The organism is Pseudogulbenkiania sp. AW2-16 (assembly GCF_056824575.1).
The window spans coordinates 2,899,593-2,914,996 of the sequence record NZ_CP157668.1; the positions used below are offsets into that span (position 1 = coordinate 2,899,593).

Here is a 15,404-nt window from a genome sequence, read left to right on the forward strand (position 1 = left end):
GATGGCAGCAGCCATAAAACACATCACCAGGCTATTAAAACCACACTAATAAAATGGATTACACGGGGTGCTGGGAAATTACCAAGCTGGCTGATAGTATATATACATTCATGAATGTATGTCTATGACGTGTGGGGCGCTATGAACGCCTTGCCAGTTCGGGAGAGGCTTGATGGCCCGCAAAACTAAAGAAGAGTCGCTGGAAACACGCAGCCTGATTCTCGACACGGCCGAGAGGGTCTTCGCCGAGCAGGGGGTGGCATGTACCTCTCTGGCAGATATCGCCACCGCCGCCGGGCTGACACGCGGTGCGATCTATTGGCACTTCAAAAACAAGGTGGACGTGTTCACGGCGATGGTCGACCGGGTGAGCCTGCCGATCGAAACCCTGTTCGCTGACGTGGTGGACAATCCGCAACATCCTGATCCCTTTGGTGAATTGCGTGCTGCTTGCCTGAGTATTCTGCAAAGCTTGGTGCGCAACGAACAGCGTCGGCGCGTGTTCGATGTGCTCTACCATAAGTGCGAACTCACCAACGACATGGGGCCGGTGCTGCAGCGCCAACAAGAGTGCCTTGTAGAGTGTACCGACCGTATCCGCCGTATCCTGCAGCGGGCGGTTGAGCTGGGCCAGTTGCCGGCCGGGCTCAACATCGCTCGCGCCGACATCATGCTGCATGCCTTGGTCAGCGGTTTGATGGGCAACTGGCTGTTCAGCCCCGGGAGCTTCGACCTGGAAGGCGAGGCCGCAAACCTGCTGGATGGCTACTGTGAAATGCTCAAATCCTGTCCTGCGATGCGCCGCCCCTGAAGTAACGACCTGGCGCGCCTGAACCTGGCATCAGGCTCCGGTGGCGTCACTCCCGAGAGGTGGGTTGAGTGCCGTAAGCGGCAAAAAATACCGTCAGCGCCGAACGCACATGCTCGGCGATTTCCTGGTCGGTCGGTTTTTCCCTGACGCCCCACAGACATTCATCGGCCAGCTCGGATGTCAGCAGAGCCAGCAAATGCAGGGCGGCACGCCATGGGTCGGCCTGCTTCAGGAGCCCCAATTGCATCTGTTGCTCCAGGTAATGGGCGATTCTGGTTCGGCCAACCTTGGGTCCCTCGTTGTAAAACAGTTGCCCGATATTGGATCGCCCGGCCTCTGTCAGCATCATGCGGCGAATCGCCAGCAGGTCGGGGCTAAGAATCTCCCGCAGAAAGCCGATCGCGAACGTCTCCAGCGTCTCGGCCAACTGTTCCCCAGTCTCCAGCACGGTAAAGACCGGCTGTACCCGCGCGGCACACAAGTCCCGCATGACCTCGCAAAACAGCACTTCCTTGGACGGAAAGTAGCTGTACAGGGTGGCCTTGGAGCCGCCCGCCCGATTGGCGATTTCCGACATGGAGGTGGCGGAGAAGCCCTGCTCCATGAATATCTCGGCGGCCGCATCGATGATGCCTTGCCGCTTTGCCTCGCTTTTCACTCTCACAACATGGTGCCTCAAAATTGAACCAGTGAGTTCAGTTTTGCTTGACGAGAGGAGATCTGTCAAGCTATAAACTGAACCGTACAGTTCAGTTAACAAGGAAACCACCGACATGAGCGCTTCATCACCTACGGCTTTGCTGCGACGTGCCATTCCCCTGGCCATCGTGCTCGCCTTGGCCGCCTGCGCCAGCGTGCCGGATCTTGGCCCGTTGCCACAACCCAAATCCCTGGGCACTAGCCCAAATGCGGGGCAGGTCCAACTCGATACCAGTTGGTGGCAGTACTACGGTGATGCCCAGTTGAATCAGCTGATAGACGAGGCCTTGCGCAACGCGCCCGACCTGGCTGCTGCTGATGCGCGGGTGCGCAAGGCCATCGGCGCAGCGCAGCAGGCTGGTGCCGCCACGCTGCCGTCGGTGGGGGTGAATGCTTCGCTGAGTCGCATGAAGCAGAGCTACAACAACGGTGTTCCGGCCGCGTCCGTGCCACAGGGGCTCAACAACTCTGTCCGGGCCACGCTCGACCTGAGCTACGAAATCGACTTCTGGGGCAAAAACCGCTCGGCCTTGGCTGCGGCCACCAACGAGCAGGCGGCGGCGGAAGCCGATGCGGCCCAGGCGCGCCTGACCTTGTCGACCGCCATTGCCTCCGCGTATGCCGAACTGGCGCACTTGTACGCCCAGCGGGATGCGGCACAGCAGGCCCTCGAAATCCGCAGCCAAAGCGCGCAGCTGATCAAGGAGCGGCAACAGCAAGGGCTGGAAACGCTGGGGACGGTGCGTCAGGCAGACTCCCGCTCCGCCTCGGCCAAGGCTGAGCTGCTGGCCATCGAAGAATCCATCGCCTTGCAGGGGCATCAACTGGCCGCCCTGATGGGGGCCGAGCCGGAGCGGGGTGATCGCATCCAGAGGCCGGCAATCAACCTGGCACAGAACATCACTGTTCCCGCGCAACTCCACGCCGATCTGCTCGGGCGCCGCCCGGACCTCGCTGCCGCGCGGCTGCGTGCCGAGGCTGCGGCCAAGCGGATTGATCAATCGCGGGCCGAGTTCTACCCGAATATCAATCTGTCGGCTTACGTCGGGGCGCAATCCTTGGGGCTGGATATGTTGACCAAGGCCGGCTCCGGTATTGCCGGTTTCGGCCCGGCCATCAGCCTGCCGATCTTTCGTGGCGGTCAGCTGCAAGGCCAGTACCGCATCGCCCGGGCCCAGTACGACGAAGCCGTCGCCAATTACGACCAGACCCTCAATCACGCATTGCAGGATGTTGCCGATGCTTTGAGCAGCCAGGCGGCACTCGATGGCCGGCTGTCGGCGCAGCAAGAGTCGCTGGCGGCAGCCGAGGATGCCTTGCGCATCGCTCGCAACCGCTACCAGGGTGGCCTGGCTACCTATCTGGACGTATTGACTGCCGAAGACAGCGTGGTTGCCAGCCGCCGCTCGCTGAGCGATCTGCAGACCCGCCGCTTGAGTCTCGATGTCGCTCTGATCCGCGCCCTTGGTGGCGGTTATCGCGCGGCATGACAACCGACACCAATTCAATAATCCAAGGAATTCATCATGTCTGAAACGTTGACTGCCACCGCGCCGCTTCCTCAAATCGACAATGCGGCCAAGCGCAAGAAACTGTTCCTCGCTCTGGGCGGTGCGGTAGCGCTGTCCGCTGCGGCCTATGGTGCCTACTGGACGCTGGTCGCCTCGCACCACGTCACAACCGACAACGCCTATGTCGCCGCCGAAATCGCCCAGGTGACGCCGTCCATCGGCGCCAACGTCCGCGCCGTCAAGGTGGTGGACACCCAGGCGGTAAAACGGGGCGATGTCCTGGTCGAGCTGGACGACACCGATGCCCGTCTCGCCCTGGAGCAGGCCGAGGCCGAACTGGCGCGCGCCGAGCGTAAGGTCAAAGGCTATTTGGCCAGCGACGACGGCCTGCAGGCCCAGGTCAGCGCTCGCGATGCCGAGCTGCTGCGCGCCAGGGCGCAGTTGAGCTCCGCGCAAAGTGATCTGGAGCGGGCCAAGATCGACCTGGAGCGTCGTCAGGCGCTGGCGAAATCCGGCTCGGTATCGGGTGAAGAGCTGACGCATGCCAAGACGGCTTACGACACCGCCAAATCTGCCCTGGAGGCCGCCAAGGCGGCGCTGGCTCAGGCGGAGGCCAACAAGCTGGCGGCCCAGGGCTCGCTCAAGGCCAATCAGACGTTGACCGCGAACGCCACCGTCGATACCAATCCGGAGGTCGCCCTGGCTCGTGCCAAGCGTAATCAGGCACGCGTGGATCTGGAGCGCACCGTCATTCGTGCCCCGATCGACGGCGTGGTGGCCAAGCGCCAGGTGCAGGTGGGGCAGCGCATCCAGTCCGGTGCGCAGTTGATGTTGGTGGTTCCGCTGCAGCAGGTGCACGTGGATGCCAACTTCAAAGAGGTGCAGTTGGAGAAGGTACGGGTCGGCCAACCGGTCACGTTGCATTCCGACATCTACGGCTCCGACGTGGTGTACCACGGCAAGGTGGTGGGGTTCTCCGGCGGTTCGGGCTCGGCGTTTTCGCTGATTCCGGCCCAGAATGCCACCGGCAACTGGATCAAGGTGGTGCAGCGCCTGCCGCTGCGCATTGAGCTCGATCCGGCCGAGCTGAAGGTTCACCCGTTGCAGGTCGGTCTGTCCATGACTGCCACCGTCGATACGGCCAGCAATCTCTAAAGGGGTCTTGCCATGAGTGCTCACGTCGCTGCTGCACAGACCAAGCCGCTCGAAGGCGGAGCGCTGTGGCTGGCTGCATTGATGCTGGCAGCCGCCAACTTTCTGGTGGTGCTCGACACCACTATCGCCAATGTGTCGGTGCCCAATATTGCTGGCGGATTGGCCGTGTCAGCCAGTCAGGGTACCTATGTCATTACCTCGTACGCCGTGGCGGAGGCCATCATCGTTCCTTTGACGGGCTGGCTGGCCGCCCGCTTCGGCACGGTGCGCCTGTTCGTCGTCTCGATGCTGCTGTTCGGGCTGTTTTCGGTGCTGTGCGGCTTTGCCAACTCGATCGAGCTGCTGGTGTTGTTCCGCGTATTGCAGGGCTTGGCCGGTGGTCCGTTGATGCCGATGTCCCAGACCTTGCTGCAGCAGATTTTCCCGAAAGAGAAAGCCGGTGCCGCCATTGGTCTGTGGAGCATGACCACGCTGGTGGCACCCATCATGGGGCCGATTCTGGGAGGCTATCTCTGTGACCAGGTGGGCTGGTCGTGGATCTTTTTCATCAATGCGCCGCTCGCGATTGCGTGCAGTTACTTTGGCTGGCAGATGCTCAAGCGTTTTGAGGGCAAGCTGATCAAGCTGCCCGTCGACGCCGTCGGGTTGGCCTTGCTCATTGCCTGGGTGGCGGCCTTGCAGCTGATGCTGGACGAGGGGAAGAATCTCGACTGGTTCTCGTCTCCCGAGATCGTGGCCCTGGCGATCATCGCCGTCATCGGGTTTGCCGCTTTCATGATCTGGGAAATGACGGCCAGCAACCCCATCGTCAATCTGCGCGTATTCCGCCATCGTGGTTATTGGGCCAGCGTGCTGACCATTTCGCTGGCCTTCGGCTCGTTTTTTGGTGCCACGGTCCTGACGCCGCAATGGCTGCAGAGCTATATGGGCTACACCGCCACACAGGCCGGTTATGCCACGGCCATGAGCGGCATCCTGGCGGTGATCGCCGCGCCGATCGCGGCACAAATGTCGACCAAGATGGACCCGCGGCCGCTGGTGTTCTTCGGCGTGATGTGGCTTGGCGGTGTGACGCTGTTCCGTAGCTTCGGCACCTCCGATATGGGTTTCTGGCAGGTGGCCTTGCCCTTGCTGTTCCAGGGGCTCGGCATGCCTTTCTTCTTCGTCCCGCTCACCGGGCTGGCCATGGCGAGTGTGGAGACCGAGGAGATGGCTTCCGCCGCGGGGTTGATGAGCTTCCTGCGGACGCTATCCGGCGCTTTTGCGACGTCGTTGGTGACGACCTCCTGGGAGGATAAGGCCTCCTACAATCGGGCGGAACTATCTGGCTTTGTCGATGCGACCGGGCAGACTTTGCAGAGTCTGACGCAGAACGGCATGAGTGTCGAAACCGCCCGGGGCATGATCGACCAGTTGGTGCAGTCGCAAAGCATCATGCTCTCGACCAACCAGATTTTCTGGCTGAGCGGGCTGTCGTTCGTGATTGCGGCGTGCGCGATCTGGCTGGCACCGCGTCCGACCAAGGTGGCGGATACCAGCAACGTTCATTAGTAACGTTGTCTGGCGGGCGGCTGAGGCCGTCCGTGTTCAAGAAAGGTCTTGAGCGTGCCCAAGGCAAAAGACCTTTCTTGCTCTCGCATTGATAGATTCTAAACGACGCTGGTGGGACGCCCGTCCTGCCGTACAAGCCCTGCCGTTTCTGGTGTGTCCTGCGCCATCGCTTCTCACTATTTCCTCTTCCGATTGCGTGCTCGACAGTGGCCTGTGCGTCATTTTGGCTCGGCCATTCGACCTGGCTGTTCTCATCCTTAGCACGACAAATTCCTGCATTGATTTACCTGCTTGCACCGGTGCACTGGGCTGTTTGGCATGGTTATCTTGAAATTTAATGTATATTACGTATAACATGTAATAAATACGACAATATAAAAATATGCAATGATTATTTACATAATCGTTGCTATATAATGTTGGGTAACAAAATCGGGGGGCGGGATGGGCGGGCGGGAATTGAAGGGGTTGCCGACCTCATGTGAGGTGGCGGCGCTACTCCAGCAGGAGGGGCTTGCTTTCGTGTTGGGGAGTCGTTCGCTGCAACTTGATCAGGCATGCCAGATCAACGCGGCCAATGACCTTGAGGCGATTGAATGCTGGCTCGCGACAATAGATAACCCCAATACGCATCGTGCTTACAGGAAAGAGGCGTATCGCCTAGCCTTGTGGTCGATCAGTTTTCAGCAAAAACCGGTTTCAGGTTTGCGGGTGGAAGACTTGCATCGTTACTTCGATTGGCTGGCCGGGCCGGAGCGCCATCCGGAATGGCCGGCACATTGGCGCTTGATCAATGGACCGCTGAAGGAATCGAGCCGCCGGCAAGCCAAAATCATTCTGCAGTCGTTATTCGACTACCTGGTCAATGCCTCCTATCTGGCGGCCAACCCTTTCCGCTTGCTCGGTAAAAACCAGCGCGGCCGCGAGACCGTGGCGCCGGCAGGTTTCGACGAAGAGGGGCAGGTAGCGATCAATCGCTGGATCGAGCCGGGTTTGTGGGGGTGGCTGGTTGATTTTCTCGATGCCTTGCCGGTATCGACGACGACCCGTCGGGCTCGGGTTGAACGCTTGCGCTTCCTTTTGGAGTGGCTGTACCGGACTGCGGCACGACGGAGCGAGCTGGCCGGCGCGCGCATGGGACATATCCATCGAACGCAGGGGTTATGGCTGTGGCGGGTGATGGGTAAAGGGGGGCGGGTGGTCGATGTGCCGCTGGACCGCCAGGCGATCGACGCTCTGGTGCGGTATCGGCGGTTCCGCGGCTTACCTGATTACCCGCAGCGGGGAGAGGGAGGCGTGCCGCTGGTGTCCGCATTGGACGGCGTCGGGGCGATCCAGGGGCTGCAGATCTATAGCGCCTTGAAGTGGTTCTTTCGAATGGCCGAGCCTGCGGCGCGCGCGCTCGATGTGCAGTGGGGTGAAGCCCTGAGGGCAGCTTCGACACACTGGATTCGTCATTCGCTGGCGTCGCATGCGGCACGGGCCGGCGTGCCGATCCACTTGACGGCGGAGCGTTTGCGGCACAAGTCGCATGCCACGACCCAGCGTTACTACATTCATTCCAGCTTGAAAGAGCAGGTCGAGGCGTTCGATCGCGATTTGCTGCGACGCGATGGGGATGAATGACGTAGCGCAGGATGAAAATGAATTGATCTTATAATCATGTGTTGACATTCGGCGGCGCGGTGATGCTGGCCGGTACGATAAGAAGAGAGGGTTTAGATGGGGGCGGATATTTATTCCCGCATTCGCCAGGTGGCGTTTGAGTTGGTCGGCGAGGGGGTCTGGCCCACGGTGATTGAGGTTCGGGCGCGCCTGGGCACCGGCTCAAACACCACGATCAACAATACGCTGAAGGAATGGCGCCAGGAGTTCCTGTCGCGCGTGGCCGTATCCGCGCGCCGGCCAGACTGGCCGGCAGGGTTGGCCGAAGCCTTCGAACAAATCTGGCAACGCGCTTGTGACGAGTCTGACAGTCGGCTGGAGTCGGTGCGCCAGGAGTGGCAGGCGGAGCTGGCGACCGAAAAAGAGGCCAGCGGCGAGTTGCGTCAGGCGCTGGAGAGTGCGGAGCTGGCTTTGGTGGCGGCCCGGCATGAGCTCGACATGGAGTCGGCCAAGCTAGCCGCGCTGGCGGGGCAGCTGAAGTCGGAGCAAGCGCGCTGCGAGTCGCTCGAGCGGGCCTTGCAAGAGCGTGGCCAGGCGTTAGAAAAGGCGCTGGTTCAGGTAGAGAAAATTCAGCAAGAGAGCGAGGGACGATTCTCCGAGTTCCGGGAGAAGGCCGAGCGCCAGGTACAACAGGAGAAGGAAGAAAGCGCCCGGCGCGAGGCCTTGGCGTATGAGCGCTTGGAAGGCTTGCGCGTGCGGCTCTACGAGCAGATCGAAGAAGAGCGCCAGCAGATGAAAGCCACTGAGGAGCGCCTGGAGGGCGAGTTGCTCGCTATGCGCAAGGAGCTTGGCCGGTCCACGACGCTGTGGCAGGAGCGACTGGCCGAGCGAGAACGAGAATGCGGACGCTTGTCGGCAAGGCTCGAGACGATCGAGGAGCAGCGCGAGCAACTCCAGCGCATGCTCGACAGCGAATCGCAAAGCCGCAACCGGCTCAATGAACAGTTGCTGGAAATGTCAGCGGTGGTGACGCGTGCCGATGCCGAACGTCGATCGATGGTGCAGGGGTATCTGGAGCAGTTGGTGCAGGACCTCGGCGCGGCGTCGGCCGAGATCGTGCACATGGATGCAGTATCCTTGCGGCAGTGGCTCGAGATCAGGGTGCCGCGTTAGCCGGTGCGGCGGTAAAGAGCCGGCCAAGCGGGGCGACGATACTCTCGAGGAAGTGGGCGTCGACATCGTCAAACTGGTTGAGCTGTTCCGAGTCGACGTCCAGTACGGCGGCGACCTGGCCGTCCGGCAGGCGCACCGGGACGACGATCTCGGAGCGGGAACTGGAAGAGCAGGCGATGTGACCCGGGAAGGCGTCGACGTCGGGTACAACCAGCGTGCGGTTTTCCTTCCATGCCGCACCGCAGACGCCCTTGCCGTGCGGGATGCGTGTACAAGCGATCGGCCCCTGGAACGGCGCCAGGACCAGTTCATTATTCTTGACAACGTAGAAGCCGACCCACAGCCAGTCGAAAGTCATCTTGAGCGCGGCGCACAGGTTCGCCAGGGCCGCGATTTGGTCGGTTTCGTGGTCAAGCAGGGCACGGGTTTGCGGTAGCAGCGTCTGGTATTTCTCGGTTTTGCTGCCGCTTTCGATAATCAGTTGTTCGGCCATCTGGAATCTTCGTTTCGGGTGGTGCAATTGCGGGCAGATATAGTGCCATGAAAAAGCCCGACCGGGCTGCCTGTCTCGTAGGGTGACAAGCGGTCGGGTCGGGCGTCATCGCCATGCTGGCGATGGTTACATGGTGTGCTGGCCGCCGTTGATCGCCAGGTTGGCGCCGGTCATGAAGCCGGACACGTCGGAGGCCAGGTAGTTGACCAGGCCGGCGATTTCTTCCGGCTTGCCAAGGCGGCCAACCGGGATTTGGGCGATGATCTTGTTGCGCACGTCTTCCGGCACGGCCATGACCATATCCGTGGCGATGTAGCCCGGGGAGATGGTGTTGACGGTCACGCCCTTCTTGGCCACTTCCTGGGCCAGCGCCATGGTGAAGCCATGCATGCCGGCCTTGGCGGCAGAGTAGTTGGTCTGGCCGAACTGGCCCTTCTGGCCGTTGATGGACGAAATGTTGATGATTCGGCCCCAGCCGCGCTCCACCATGCCGTCGACCACCGGTTTGGCCATGTTGAAGACCGAGTCCAGGTTGGTGCTGATGACCGCGCTCCAGTCGTCCTTGGTCAGGCGCTTGAAGGTCGCATCGCGGGTGATGCCGGCGTTGTTGACCAGGATGTCGACCGGGCCGATGTCCTGAGTGATCTTCTCGACCATGGCCTGGCAAGCGGCGGTGTCGGTGACGTCGCACTGATAGGCGTAGGCCTGGTAGCCGGCTTCTTTCATGTCAGCCAGCCAGGCTTGTTCCTTGCCCGGTTTGCTGTAGGTGGTGACCACGGTGTGGCCGGCAGCGGCGAGAGCCTTGCAAATCGAGGTCCCGATACCGCCCATGCCGCCCGAAACCAAAGCGATTCTCTTTGCCATTATCTCGTCTCCTGTCTGTGAGAAGCGCTGTAAGTGCGCTGTTTTGAGGTTCTTTGCACGACAGAATAGGGGCATTGTCTGGCTTTGTAAATCATCAGCGGGATTGCATAACTTATGCTGTTATCTTGTTCAGCTCGCTTGTCAGTCTTTGTAACAATTCCATGCGATACTGGCTTATTTTCCCGCTCTTGGCGGCTTCCTTGATGGCGCAGTCCGGTTCGGCCAGGTGGGCACAATTATGGAAGCGGCACTGCCCGATGAGGGGGCGCATCTCGGGGAAATAATGTACGAGATCAGTGGCTTGCAGATGTTTTAGGCCGAATTCCTGCAATCCCGGTGAGTCGATCAAGTGGCTGTTTGAGTCGAGATGATAGAGCGCGGCATGCGTCGTGGTGTGCCGGCCGGAGTCGAGAGCAGTGGAAATATCACCGATTCGTGCACGGGCGTCCGGCAGCAAAGCGTTGGTCAGGGTGGACTTGCCCATGCCCGACTGTCCAACAAAAACCGAAGTGTGGCCGGCCAGCAGGGGGCGAAGTTCTTCCACGCTCTGTTTGGCCGATAGACTGAGGACGTGATAGCCCAGCGCCTGATACAGCTCCAGTTTTTTCAGCCAGGCGGCGGTTTCCGGCAGGTCTGACTTGTTGACCAGGATGATGGGCTCGATATCGGCGGCCTCGGCGGCGATCAGGCCCCGGTTGAGGAACTCTTCGCTTGGGGTGGGAACGGCGGCCGTCACGAACAGAATGCGGGTGACGTTGGCCGCAATCATCTTGGTTTTCCAGTCGTCCTGGCGGTAGAGAAGGCTGCGCCTTTCGTGGGCGTTTTCGATAACGGCCTGTTCGTCATTCTGGATCAGGATGTCGACGAAGTCACCGCAGGCGTAGTTGACGCGTTTGCCGCGAGTGGTGCAATCGTAGGAGCGGCCGTCGGTTTCGACAATGAAGCGGCGGCCGTAGCTGCGGATGATCTGTCCGGTTTGTTTCATGCAGGCCTATTCAGCAGGGCTTCCGTTTTTGCCGCGCAGATGAAGTCGTTGAGGGTGAGACCGTTGGCGTCGTGGGTGCTGAAGTGCACCACGGCGCGGTTGTAGTGGACCGACAGGTCTGGGTGATGGTCTTCTTGATGGGCAATCCAGGCCAGGGCGTTCACGAACGCCATGGTTTCGTAGTAATTGCCGAAGCGGAAGGTCTTGACCAGCTTGATGCCTTGGATTTCCCAACCGGGCAGGGCGGCGAGATGTTGCTGCTGACGGGTGGCGTCCAGCGGGCTCTTGCCATGCTGGGCCTGGCAATGCATTGCCGTGAGGTTCATGCGTGCTCTCCTTTCAGATGGGCGATACGCAGTGTCGCCGGCGGGTGGGAGTCGTAAAAGGCCGAATGCAGCGGGTCGGGGGTGAGCGTCGAGGCATTGTCCCGATACAGCTTGACCAAGGCCGACGCCAGCGCCTCGGCGGAAACCTGCGCGGCGGCAAAATCGTCGGCTTCATATTCGTGGCGGCGTGACAGCAGGCTGGAGAGCGGTGTCAGCGGGAAGGTGAAGGCAGGGATCACCATGAAGAACAGCACCAACGCCAAGGCGTTGCCCTGGCTGGTCAGCCCCAGTCCCTGATAGAACCAGGAGGCATCGATCAACCGACCCAGGATGAACAGCAAGCCCAGGGAGAGCGCGAAGGTGAGCCCGATGCGCTTGATGACGTGGCGCTTGTGGAAGTGCCCCAGTTCGTGGGCGAGCACCGCTTCGATCTCGTCGTGTTCGAGGCGTTTGAGCAGGGTGTCGAAGAACACGATGCGCTTGCTCGCACCAAAGCCGGTGAAGTAGGCGTTGCCATGGCTGGAGCGGGTGGAACCGTCCATGACGAAGATGCCTTGGCTCTTGAAGCCGCAACGCTGGAGCAGGGCGTCGATGCGCTGGCTCAGCGTGGCATCCTGCAGCGGTTGGAATTTGTTGAAGAGGGGGGCGATCAGGGTCGGGTAGACCGCCACCAAGAGCACACTGAAGGCGCTCCACAGCAGCCACACCCACAGCCACCACAGGCTGCCCATGATCGACATCAGCCACAAGACCAGTAGCAGTAATGGCGCGCCGATCATTATGCCCAGTGTGGTGCTCTTGACCAGGTCGAGGAAGAACAGTTTGGGCGTTGTCGAGTTGAAGCCGAAGCGGGCCTCGACGCCGAAGGTGCGGGCCAGGCTGAAGGGCAAGGAGACCGCGCCGGAAACCAGGCTGACCGCGCCAATCAGGATCAGTCCGCGCAGCAGGTCCGATCCGGCAAGGTTGGCCGAAAGCTGCCACAACCCCTGCAGTCCGCCTCCCAGCGTCAGGGCCAGGATCAGCAGGGTATCAACGACGGCGTTGAGCATGCCGAGCCGGGTCTTGGCGACGGTGTAATCGGCGGCGCGCTGGTGGGCTTCCAGTGGAATGCTGTCGGCAAAGCCCACCGGCAACTGCTGGCGGTGGCGCAGGATGTGGCGGGTGTGGCGACGGGCCAGCCACAGCCGGAGCAGCAAGGAGCCCCCCAAGGCGAGCAGGAAGGCGTAGGTAAAGGCGTTTGTCATGGGAAAGAATGCGCGACGTTTGCCGGATGTGCGGCAATGGCGGAAAATACGACCGTTTAGAAAGATGGATCAGTATGGCACAAGATCAAAACAACCTCATCTGGCTCGACATGGAAATGACGGGCCTGAATCCCGATAGCGACCGCATCATCGAAATTGCCGTGGTGGTGACCGATGGCCAGCTCAACGTGCTGGCCGAGTCGCCGGTGCTGGCGATTCACCAGCCCGACAGCGTGCTGGATGGCATGGACGAGTGGAACAAGTCCACCCACGCCCGCTCGGGGCTGATCGAACGGGTCAAGGCCTCGACCCTGAGCGAAACCGATGCCGAGGAGCAGATGCTGGCGTTCCTGCAGGAGTACGTGCCGGCCAAGACCTCGCCGATGTGCGGCAACTCGATTTGCCAGGATCGCCGTTTCATGGCGCGCGGCATGCCACGGCTCGAAGCCTTCTTCCATTACCGTAACCTCGACGTGTCGACGCTGAAGGAGCTGTGCAAGCGCTGGAAGCCCGAGGTGGCGCGCGGCGTGGTGAAGAAAGGCCGTCATCAGGCCTTGGCCGACATCCTCGAATCGATCGAGGAATTGAAGTACTACCGCGAGCACTTCATCAAACTCTGATGGCTTGTGAATAAATCGGCTGCCCTCAGCCGGCCTAGTGCTGCCCACCGTGCCACGGGTACGGCTGTGCTGCCTGGCCCGGCCTGAGGGTGCGGCGATGGCCGCAGGGAATCCCCGATGATTTCTTTTGCCGGCTGGTTTTCCGGCCCGCTTTTCCCGGCGGGCTGTCTTCCCGTCATCAACTGGATTTTTCGATGCTGGACTACCGTCGTCACGACATCAACGGTTCACCGGTCTGGGCCAAGCTGCATCAGCACCAGCGCGCCACGCGCCACATGCACATGCGCGAACTGTTTCAGCTGGATCCGCAGCGATTCGGCCGCTTTTCACTGGAAGTCGACGGCCTATTGCTGGATTACTCCAAGAACCGCATGACCGAACGGACTTTCGAACTGCTGTTCGAGTTGGCCGAAACGGTGAATCTGCGGGGCTGGATGGAGTCGATGCGCCATGGCGAGCGTATCAATGTGAGCGAGGATCGCGCGGTGCTGCATACCGCGCTGCGCCTTCCGGCTGATGCGGCGCTGGAAGTGGACGGTGTCGACCTGGTGCCGCAGGTGCACGCCGTGTTGCAACGTCTGCGCGCGTTCAGCGAACGGGTGCGCGCCGGCGAATGGCGCGGCTATACCGGCCTACCGGTGACCGACGTGGTCAATCTGGGGATTGGCGGTTCCGATCTCGGGCCGCTGGTGGTGGCCGAAGCGCTGGGTCCGTATGCGCATCCGGGGCTGGCGGTGCATTTCGTCTCCAACGTGGACGGTCAGCATATCGCCCGCACCCTGGAGAAGCTCGACCCGCGTACCACCCTGTTCATCGTGGCGTCCAAGTCGTTCACCACGCCGGAAACCTTGCTCAATGCCCAGGCGGCGCGGCAGTGGTTCCTGCAGGCGGCAACGGAGGCGGATATCGCGCGTCATTTCGTCGCGGTGTCGACCAACGCCGGCGCCGTCAAGGCGTTCGGCATCGACCCGGAAAACATGTTCGGATTCTGGGATTGGGTGGGGGGACGCTACTCGGTGTGGTCCGCCATCGGCCTGCCGGTGATGCTGGCAGTCGGATTCGAGTGCTTCAGCGAGTTTTTGGCTGGCGGTCATGCCATGGACCAGCATTTCTTCAGCGCTCCGTTCGAGCGCAACATGCCGGTGATCCTGGCGCTGATCGGTGTCTGGTACAACACCTTCTACGGTGCCCATACCCACGCCATCATGCCGTACGACCATGGTCTACGCCGCCTGCCTGCTCACATCCAGCAACTGGACATGGAGTCCAATGGCAAGCGTGTCGGGCGCTTCGGGGAGCGGCTCGACTTCAAGACCGGGCCGGTGATCTGGGGTGAGGAGGGCGTGAACAGCCAGCATGCTTTCTTCCAGTTGCTGCATCAGGGCACCCGCCTGGTGCCGTGTGATTTCATCATCCCGATGAACAGCCACTATCGGGTCGACCACCAGCATGCCGTGCTGGTGGCCAACTGCCTGGCGCAGACCGAGGCGCTGATGCGCGGTAAGGCCGAGGCCGAAGTGATGTCGGAGCTGTCCGACCTGCCGGGTGACCGGCTCGACATGCTGCTGCCGCAGAAACTGTTTCCCGGCAATCAGCCCTCCAACACGCTCGCTCTCGATAAGCTGACGCCGCACGCGCTCGGCATGCTGATGGCCTTGTACGAGCACAAGGTGTTCGTGCAGGGTGTGATCTGGGGAATCAATTCCTTCGACCAATGGGGTGTCGAGTACGGCAAGCAACTGGCGCAGCGCATCCTGCCGGAGCTCTCGTCCGAAGGCGCGCTGGCGCACGACAGTTCCACCAACGGGCTGATTGCCCATTTCCGGAGTCGTCATGAGTGCTGAGATGGAATTGGCTCGCCAACTGGGCGAACTGCTGTTGGATCGAGGGGAGTGCCTGACGCTGGCCGAGTCTTGCACGGCCGGCCGGATTGCCGGGGCCGTGACCGATATCGCAGGCAGCTCGGCCTGGTTCGGTTATGGCTTTGTCACCTATAGCAACGAGGCCAAACAGCAGATGCTCGGCGTGCGCGCTGAAACGTTGGCCGAAGACGGCGCGGTCAGTGAGCGGACCGTGCGGGAAATGGCGGCCGGGGCGCTGCTGCACTCCGGGGCCGACTGGGCGGTGGCTGTGTCGGGTATCGCCGGTCCGGCAGGCGGCTCGGTGGCGAAGCCGGTGGGGACGGTATGGTTCGCCCTGGCTGGCCGTCAGGGTGCAGCCGAGGCCTTCGTCTGCCATTTTGCCGGCGATCGGCTCGAGGTTCGCCGGCAGACGGTGGAAACGGCGCTGTCTCGCCTGATACAGCTGATCGATCGTCAGCCGCTGTCCGCCTGACGATCGCTTCGAGAGGTCACAACGCCGGTTCGT

15 protein-coding genes are annotated in these 15,404 nt (G+C 61.3%); 9 read left to right on the forward strand and 6 right to left on the reverse strand.

Annotated elements, in window-relative coordinates; genetic code table 11:
• Window positions 1-172 precede the first annotated feature (172 nt).
• A complete protein-coding gene (locus ABKF58_RS14175) occupies window positions 173-811 on the forward strand; it encodes a TetR family transcriptional regulator (RefSeq protein WP_482581412.1) in 639 nt (212 codons plus the stop codon).
• A 46-nt stretch (window positions 812-857) separates the two neighbouring features.
• Here the strand turns inward: ABKF58_RS14175 and ABKF58_RS14180 are convergent, their stop codons facing one another.
• Window positions 858-1,625: a TetR/AcrR family transcriptional regulator gene (locus ABKF58_RS14180; protein ID WP_482581414.1), complete on the reverse strand. Its 768-nt coding sequence runs from the start codon at window positions 1,623-1,625 to the stop codon at window positions 858-860.
• Between ABKF58_RS14180 and ABKF58_RS14185 the strand changes: the two genes are divergently transcribed.
• The 5 genes from ABKF58_RS14185 to ABKF58_RS14205 all read left to right on the forward strand — a co-directional run bounded on the left by ABKF58_RS14185 (window position 1,609) and on the right by ABKF58_RS14205 (window position 8,505).
• Window positions 1,609-3,000: an efflux transporter outer membrane subunit gene (locus ABKF58_RS14185; protein WP_482581416.1), complete on the forward strand. Its 1,392-nt coding sequence runs from the start codon at window positions 1,609-1,611 to the stop codon at window positions 2,998-3,000. The genes ABKF58_RS14180 and ABKF58_RS14185 overlap by 17 nt on opposite strands.
• Before the next feature lie 36 nt (window positions 3,001-3,036).
• Window positions 3,037-4,176, forward strand: a complete 1,140-nt coding sequence (locus tag ABKF58_RS14190; RefSeq protein WP_482581417.1) for an EmrA/EmrK family multidrug efflux transporter periplasmic adaptor subunit — start codon at window positions 3,037-3,039, stop codon at window positions 4,174-4,176.
• Between the two features lie 105 nt (window positions 4,177-4,281).
• Window positions 4,282-5,727: a DHA2 family efflux MFS transporter permease subunit gene (locus tag ABKF58_RS14195; RefSeq protein ID WP_482581418.1), complete on the forward strand. Its 1,446-nt coding sequence runs from the start codon at window positions 4,282-4,284 to the stop codon at window positions 5,725-5,727.
• A 444-nt stretch (window positions 5,728-6,171) separates the two neighbouring features.
• Entirely contained in the window at window positions 6,172-7,353 is a 1,182-nt protein-coding gene (locus ABKF58_RS14200) for a tyrosine-type recombinase/integrase (protein ID WP_482581420.1), read from the forward strand.
• A 96-nt stretch (window positions 7,354-7,449) separates the two neighbouring features.
• On the forward strand, window positions 7,450-8,505 hold the full coding sequence (locus ABKF58_RS14205) for a DNA-binding protein (protein ID WP_482581422.1): 1,056 nt from the start codon (window positions 7,450-7,452) through the stop codon (window positions 8,503-8,505).
• Here ABKF58_RS14205 and ABKF58_RS14210 read toward each other — a convergent pair.
• From ABKF58_RS14210 to ABKF58_RS14230, 5 genes are all read right to left on the reverse strand, one after another.
• Window positions 8,489-8,998 carry a GAF domain-containing protein gene (locus ABKF58_RS14210; protein ID WP_482581424.1) on the reverse strand — a complete coding sequence of 170 codons (510 nt, stop codon included), beginning with the start codon at window positions 8,996-8,998 and terminating at the stop codon, window positions 8,489-8,491. The genes ABKF58_RS14205 and ABKF58_RS14210 overlap by 17 nt on opposite strands.
• A 126-nt stretch (window positions 8,999-9,124) precedes the next feature.
• Window positions 9,125-9,862, reverse strand: a complete 738-nt coding sequence (phbB, locus tag ABKF58_RS14215) for a beta-ketoacyl-ACP reductase (protein ID WP_294863432.1) — start codon at window positions 9,860-9,862, stop codon at window positions 9,125-9,127.
• A gap of 112 nt (window positions 9,863-9,974) precedes the next feature.
• Complete coding sequence (gene rsgA / locus ABKF58_RS14220; RefSeq protein ID WP_014087409.1) at window positions 9,975-10,847, reverse strand: ribosome small subunit-dependent GTPase A; 873 nt, start codon at window positions 10,845-10,847, stop codon at window positions 9,975-9,977.
• Window positions 10,844-11,173, reverse strand: coding sequence for a 4a-hydroxytetrahydrobiopterin dehydratase (locus ABKF58_RS14225; RefSeq protein ID WP_482581426.1), 330 nt, complete (start codon window positions 11,171-11,173; stop codon window positions 10,844-10,846). The genes rsgA and ABKF58_RS14225 overlap by 4 nt, the downstream gene beginning before the upstream one ends.
• Window positions 11,170-12,417 (reverse strand): M48 family metallopeptidase, encoded by a 1,248-nt coding sequence (locus ABKF58_RS14230; protein WP_482581427.1) that lies wholly within the window; start codon window positions 12,415-12,417, stop codon window positions 11,170-11,172. Before ABKF58_RS14230 ends, ABKF58_RS14225 begins: the two co-directional genes overlap by 4 nt.
• A 74-nt stretch (window positions 12,418-12,491) precedes the next feature.
• On the opposite strand from ABKF58_RS14230, the gene orn reads away from it, so the two are divergent.
• From orn to ABKF58_RS14245, 3 genes are all read left to right on the forward strand, one after another.
• Window positions 12,492-13,037, forward strand: a complete 546-nt coding sequence (orn, locus tag ABKF58_RS14235) for an oligoribonuclease (protein WP_008952816.1) — start codon at window positions 12,492-12,494, stop codon at window positions 13,035-13,037.
• A gap of 194 nt (window positions 13,038-13,231) precedes the next feature.
• A complete protein-coding gene (gene pgi, locus ABKF58_RS14240; RefSeq protein ID WP_482581429.1) occupies window positions 13,232-14,881 on the forward strand; it encodes a glucose-6-phosphate isomerase in 1,650 nt (549 codons plus the stop codon).
• Window positions 14,871-15,371, forward strand: coding sequence for a CinA family protein (locus tag ABKF58_RS14245; RefSeq protein ID WP_482581431.1), 501 nt, complete (start codon window positions 14,871-14,873; stop codon window positions 15,369-15,371). The genes pgi and ABKF58_RS14245 overlap by 11 nt, the downstream gene beginning before the upstream one ends.
• Window positions 15,372-15,404 lie beyond the last annotated feature (33 nt).

What these genes read in the sequence shown, in the direction of transcription:
- ABKF58_RS14175 (WP_482581412.1), top strand. Translation starts at nt 173, where the DNA reads ATGGCCCGCAAAACTAAAGAAGAGTCGCTGGAAACACGCAGCCTGATT.
- ABKF58_RS14180 (WP_482581414.1), bottom strand. Translation starts at nt 1,625, where the DNA reads ATGGCACGTCGCAGCAAAGCCGTAGGTGATGAAGCGCTCATGTCGGTG.
- ABKF58_RS14190 (WP_482581417.1), top strand. Translation starts at nt 3,037, where the DNA reads ATGTCTGAAACGTTGACTGCCACCGCGCCGCTTCCTCAAATCGACAAT.
- ABKF58_RS14200 (WP_482581420.1), top strand. Translation starts at nt 6,172, where the DNA reads ATGGGCGGGCGGGAATTGAAGGGGTTGCCGACCTCATGTGAGGTGGCG.
- ABKF58_RS14205 (WP_482581422.1), top strand. Translation starts at nt 7,450, where the DNA reads ATGGGGGCGGATATTTATTCCCGCATTCGCCAGGTGGCGTTTGAGTTG.
- ABKF58_RS14210 (WP_482581424.1), bottom strand. Translation starts at nt 8,998, where the DNA reads ATGGCCGAACAACTGATTATCGAAAGCGGCAGCAAAACCGAGAAATAC.
- phbB (WP_294863432.1), bottom strand. Translation starts at nt 9,862, where the DNA reads ATGGCAAAGAGAATCGCTTTGGTTTCGGGCGGCATGGGCGGTATCGGG.
- rsgA (WP_014087409.1), bottom strand. Translation starts at nt 10,847, where the DNA reads ATGAAACAAACCGGACAGATCATCCGCAGCTACGGCCGCCGCTTCATT.
- ABKF58_RS14225 (WP_482581426.1), bottom strand. Translation starts at nt 11,173, where the DNA reads ATGAACCTCACGGCAATGCATTGCCAGGCCCAGCATGGCAAGAGCCCG.
- ABKF58_RS14230 (WP_482581427.1), bottom strand. Translation starts at nt 12,417, where the DNA reads ATGACAAACGCCTTTACCTACGCCTTCCTGCTCGCCTTGGGGGGCTCC.
- orn (WP_008952816.1), top strand. Translation starts at nt 12,492, where the DNA reads ATGGCACAAGATCAAAACAACCTCATCTGGCTCGACATGGAAATGACG.
- pgi (WP_482581429.1), top strand. Translation starts at nt 13,232, where the DNA reads ATGCTGGACTACCGTCGTCACGACATCAACGGTTCACCGGTCTGGGCC.
- ABKF58_RS14245 (WP_482581431.1), top strand. Translation starts at nt 14,871, where the DNA reads ATGAGTGCTGAGATGGAATTGGCTCGCCAACTGGGCGAACTGCTGTTG.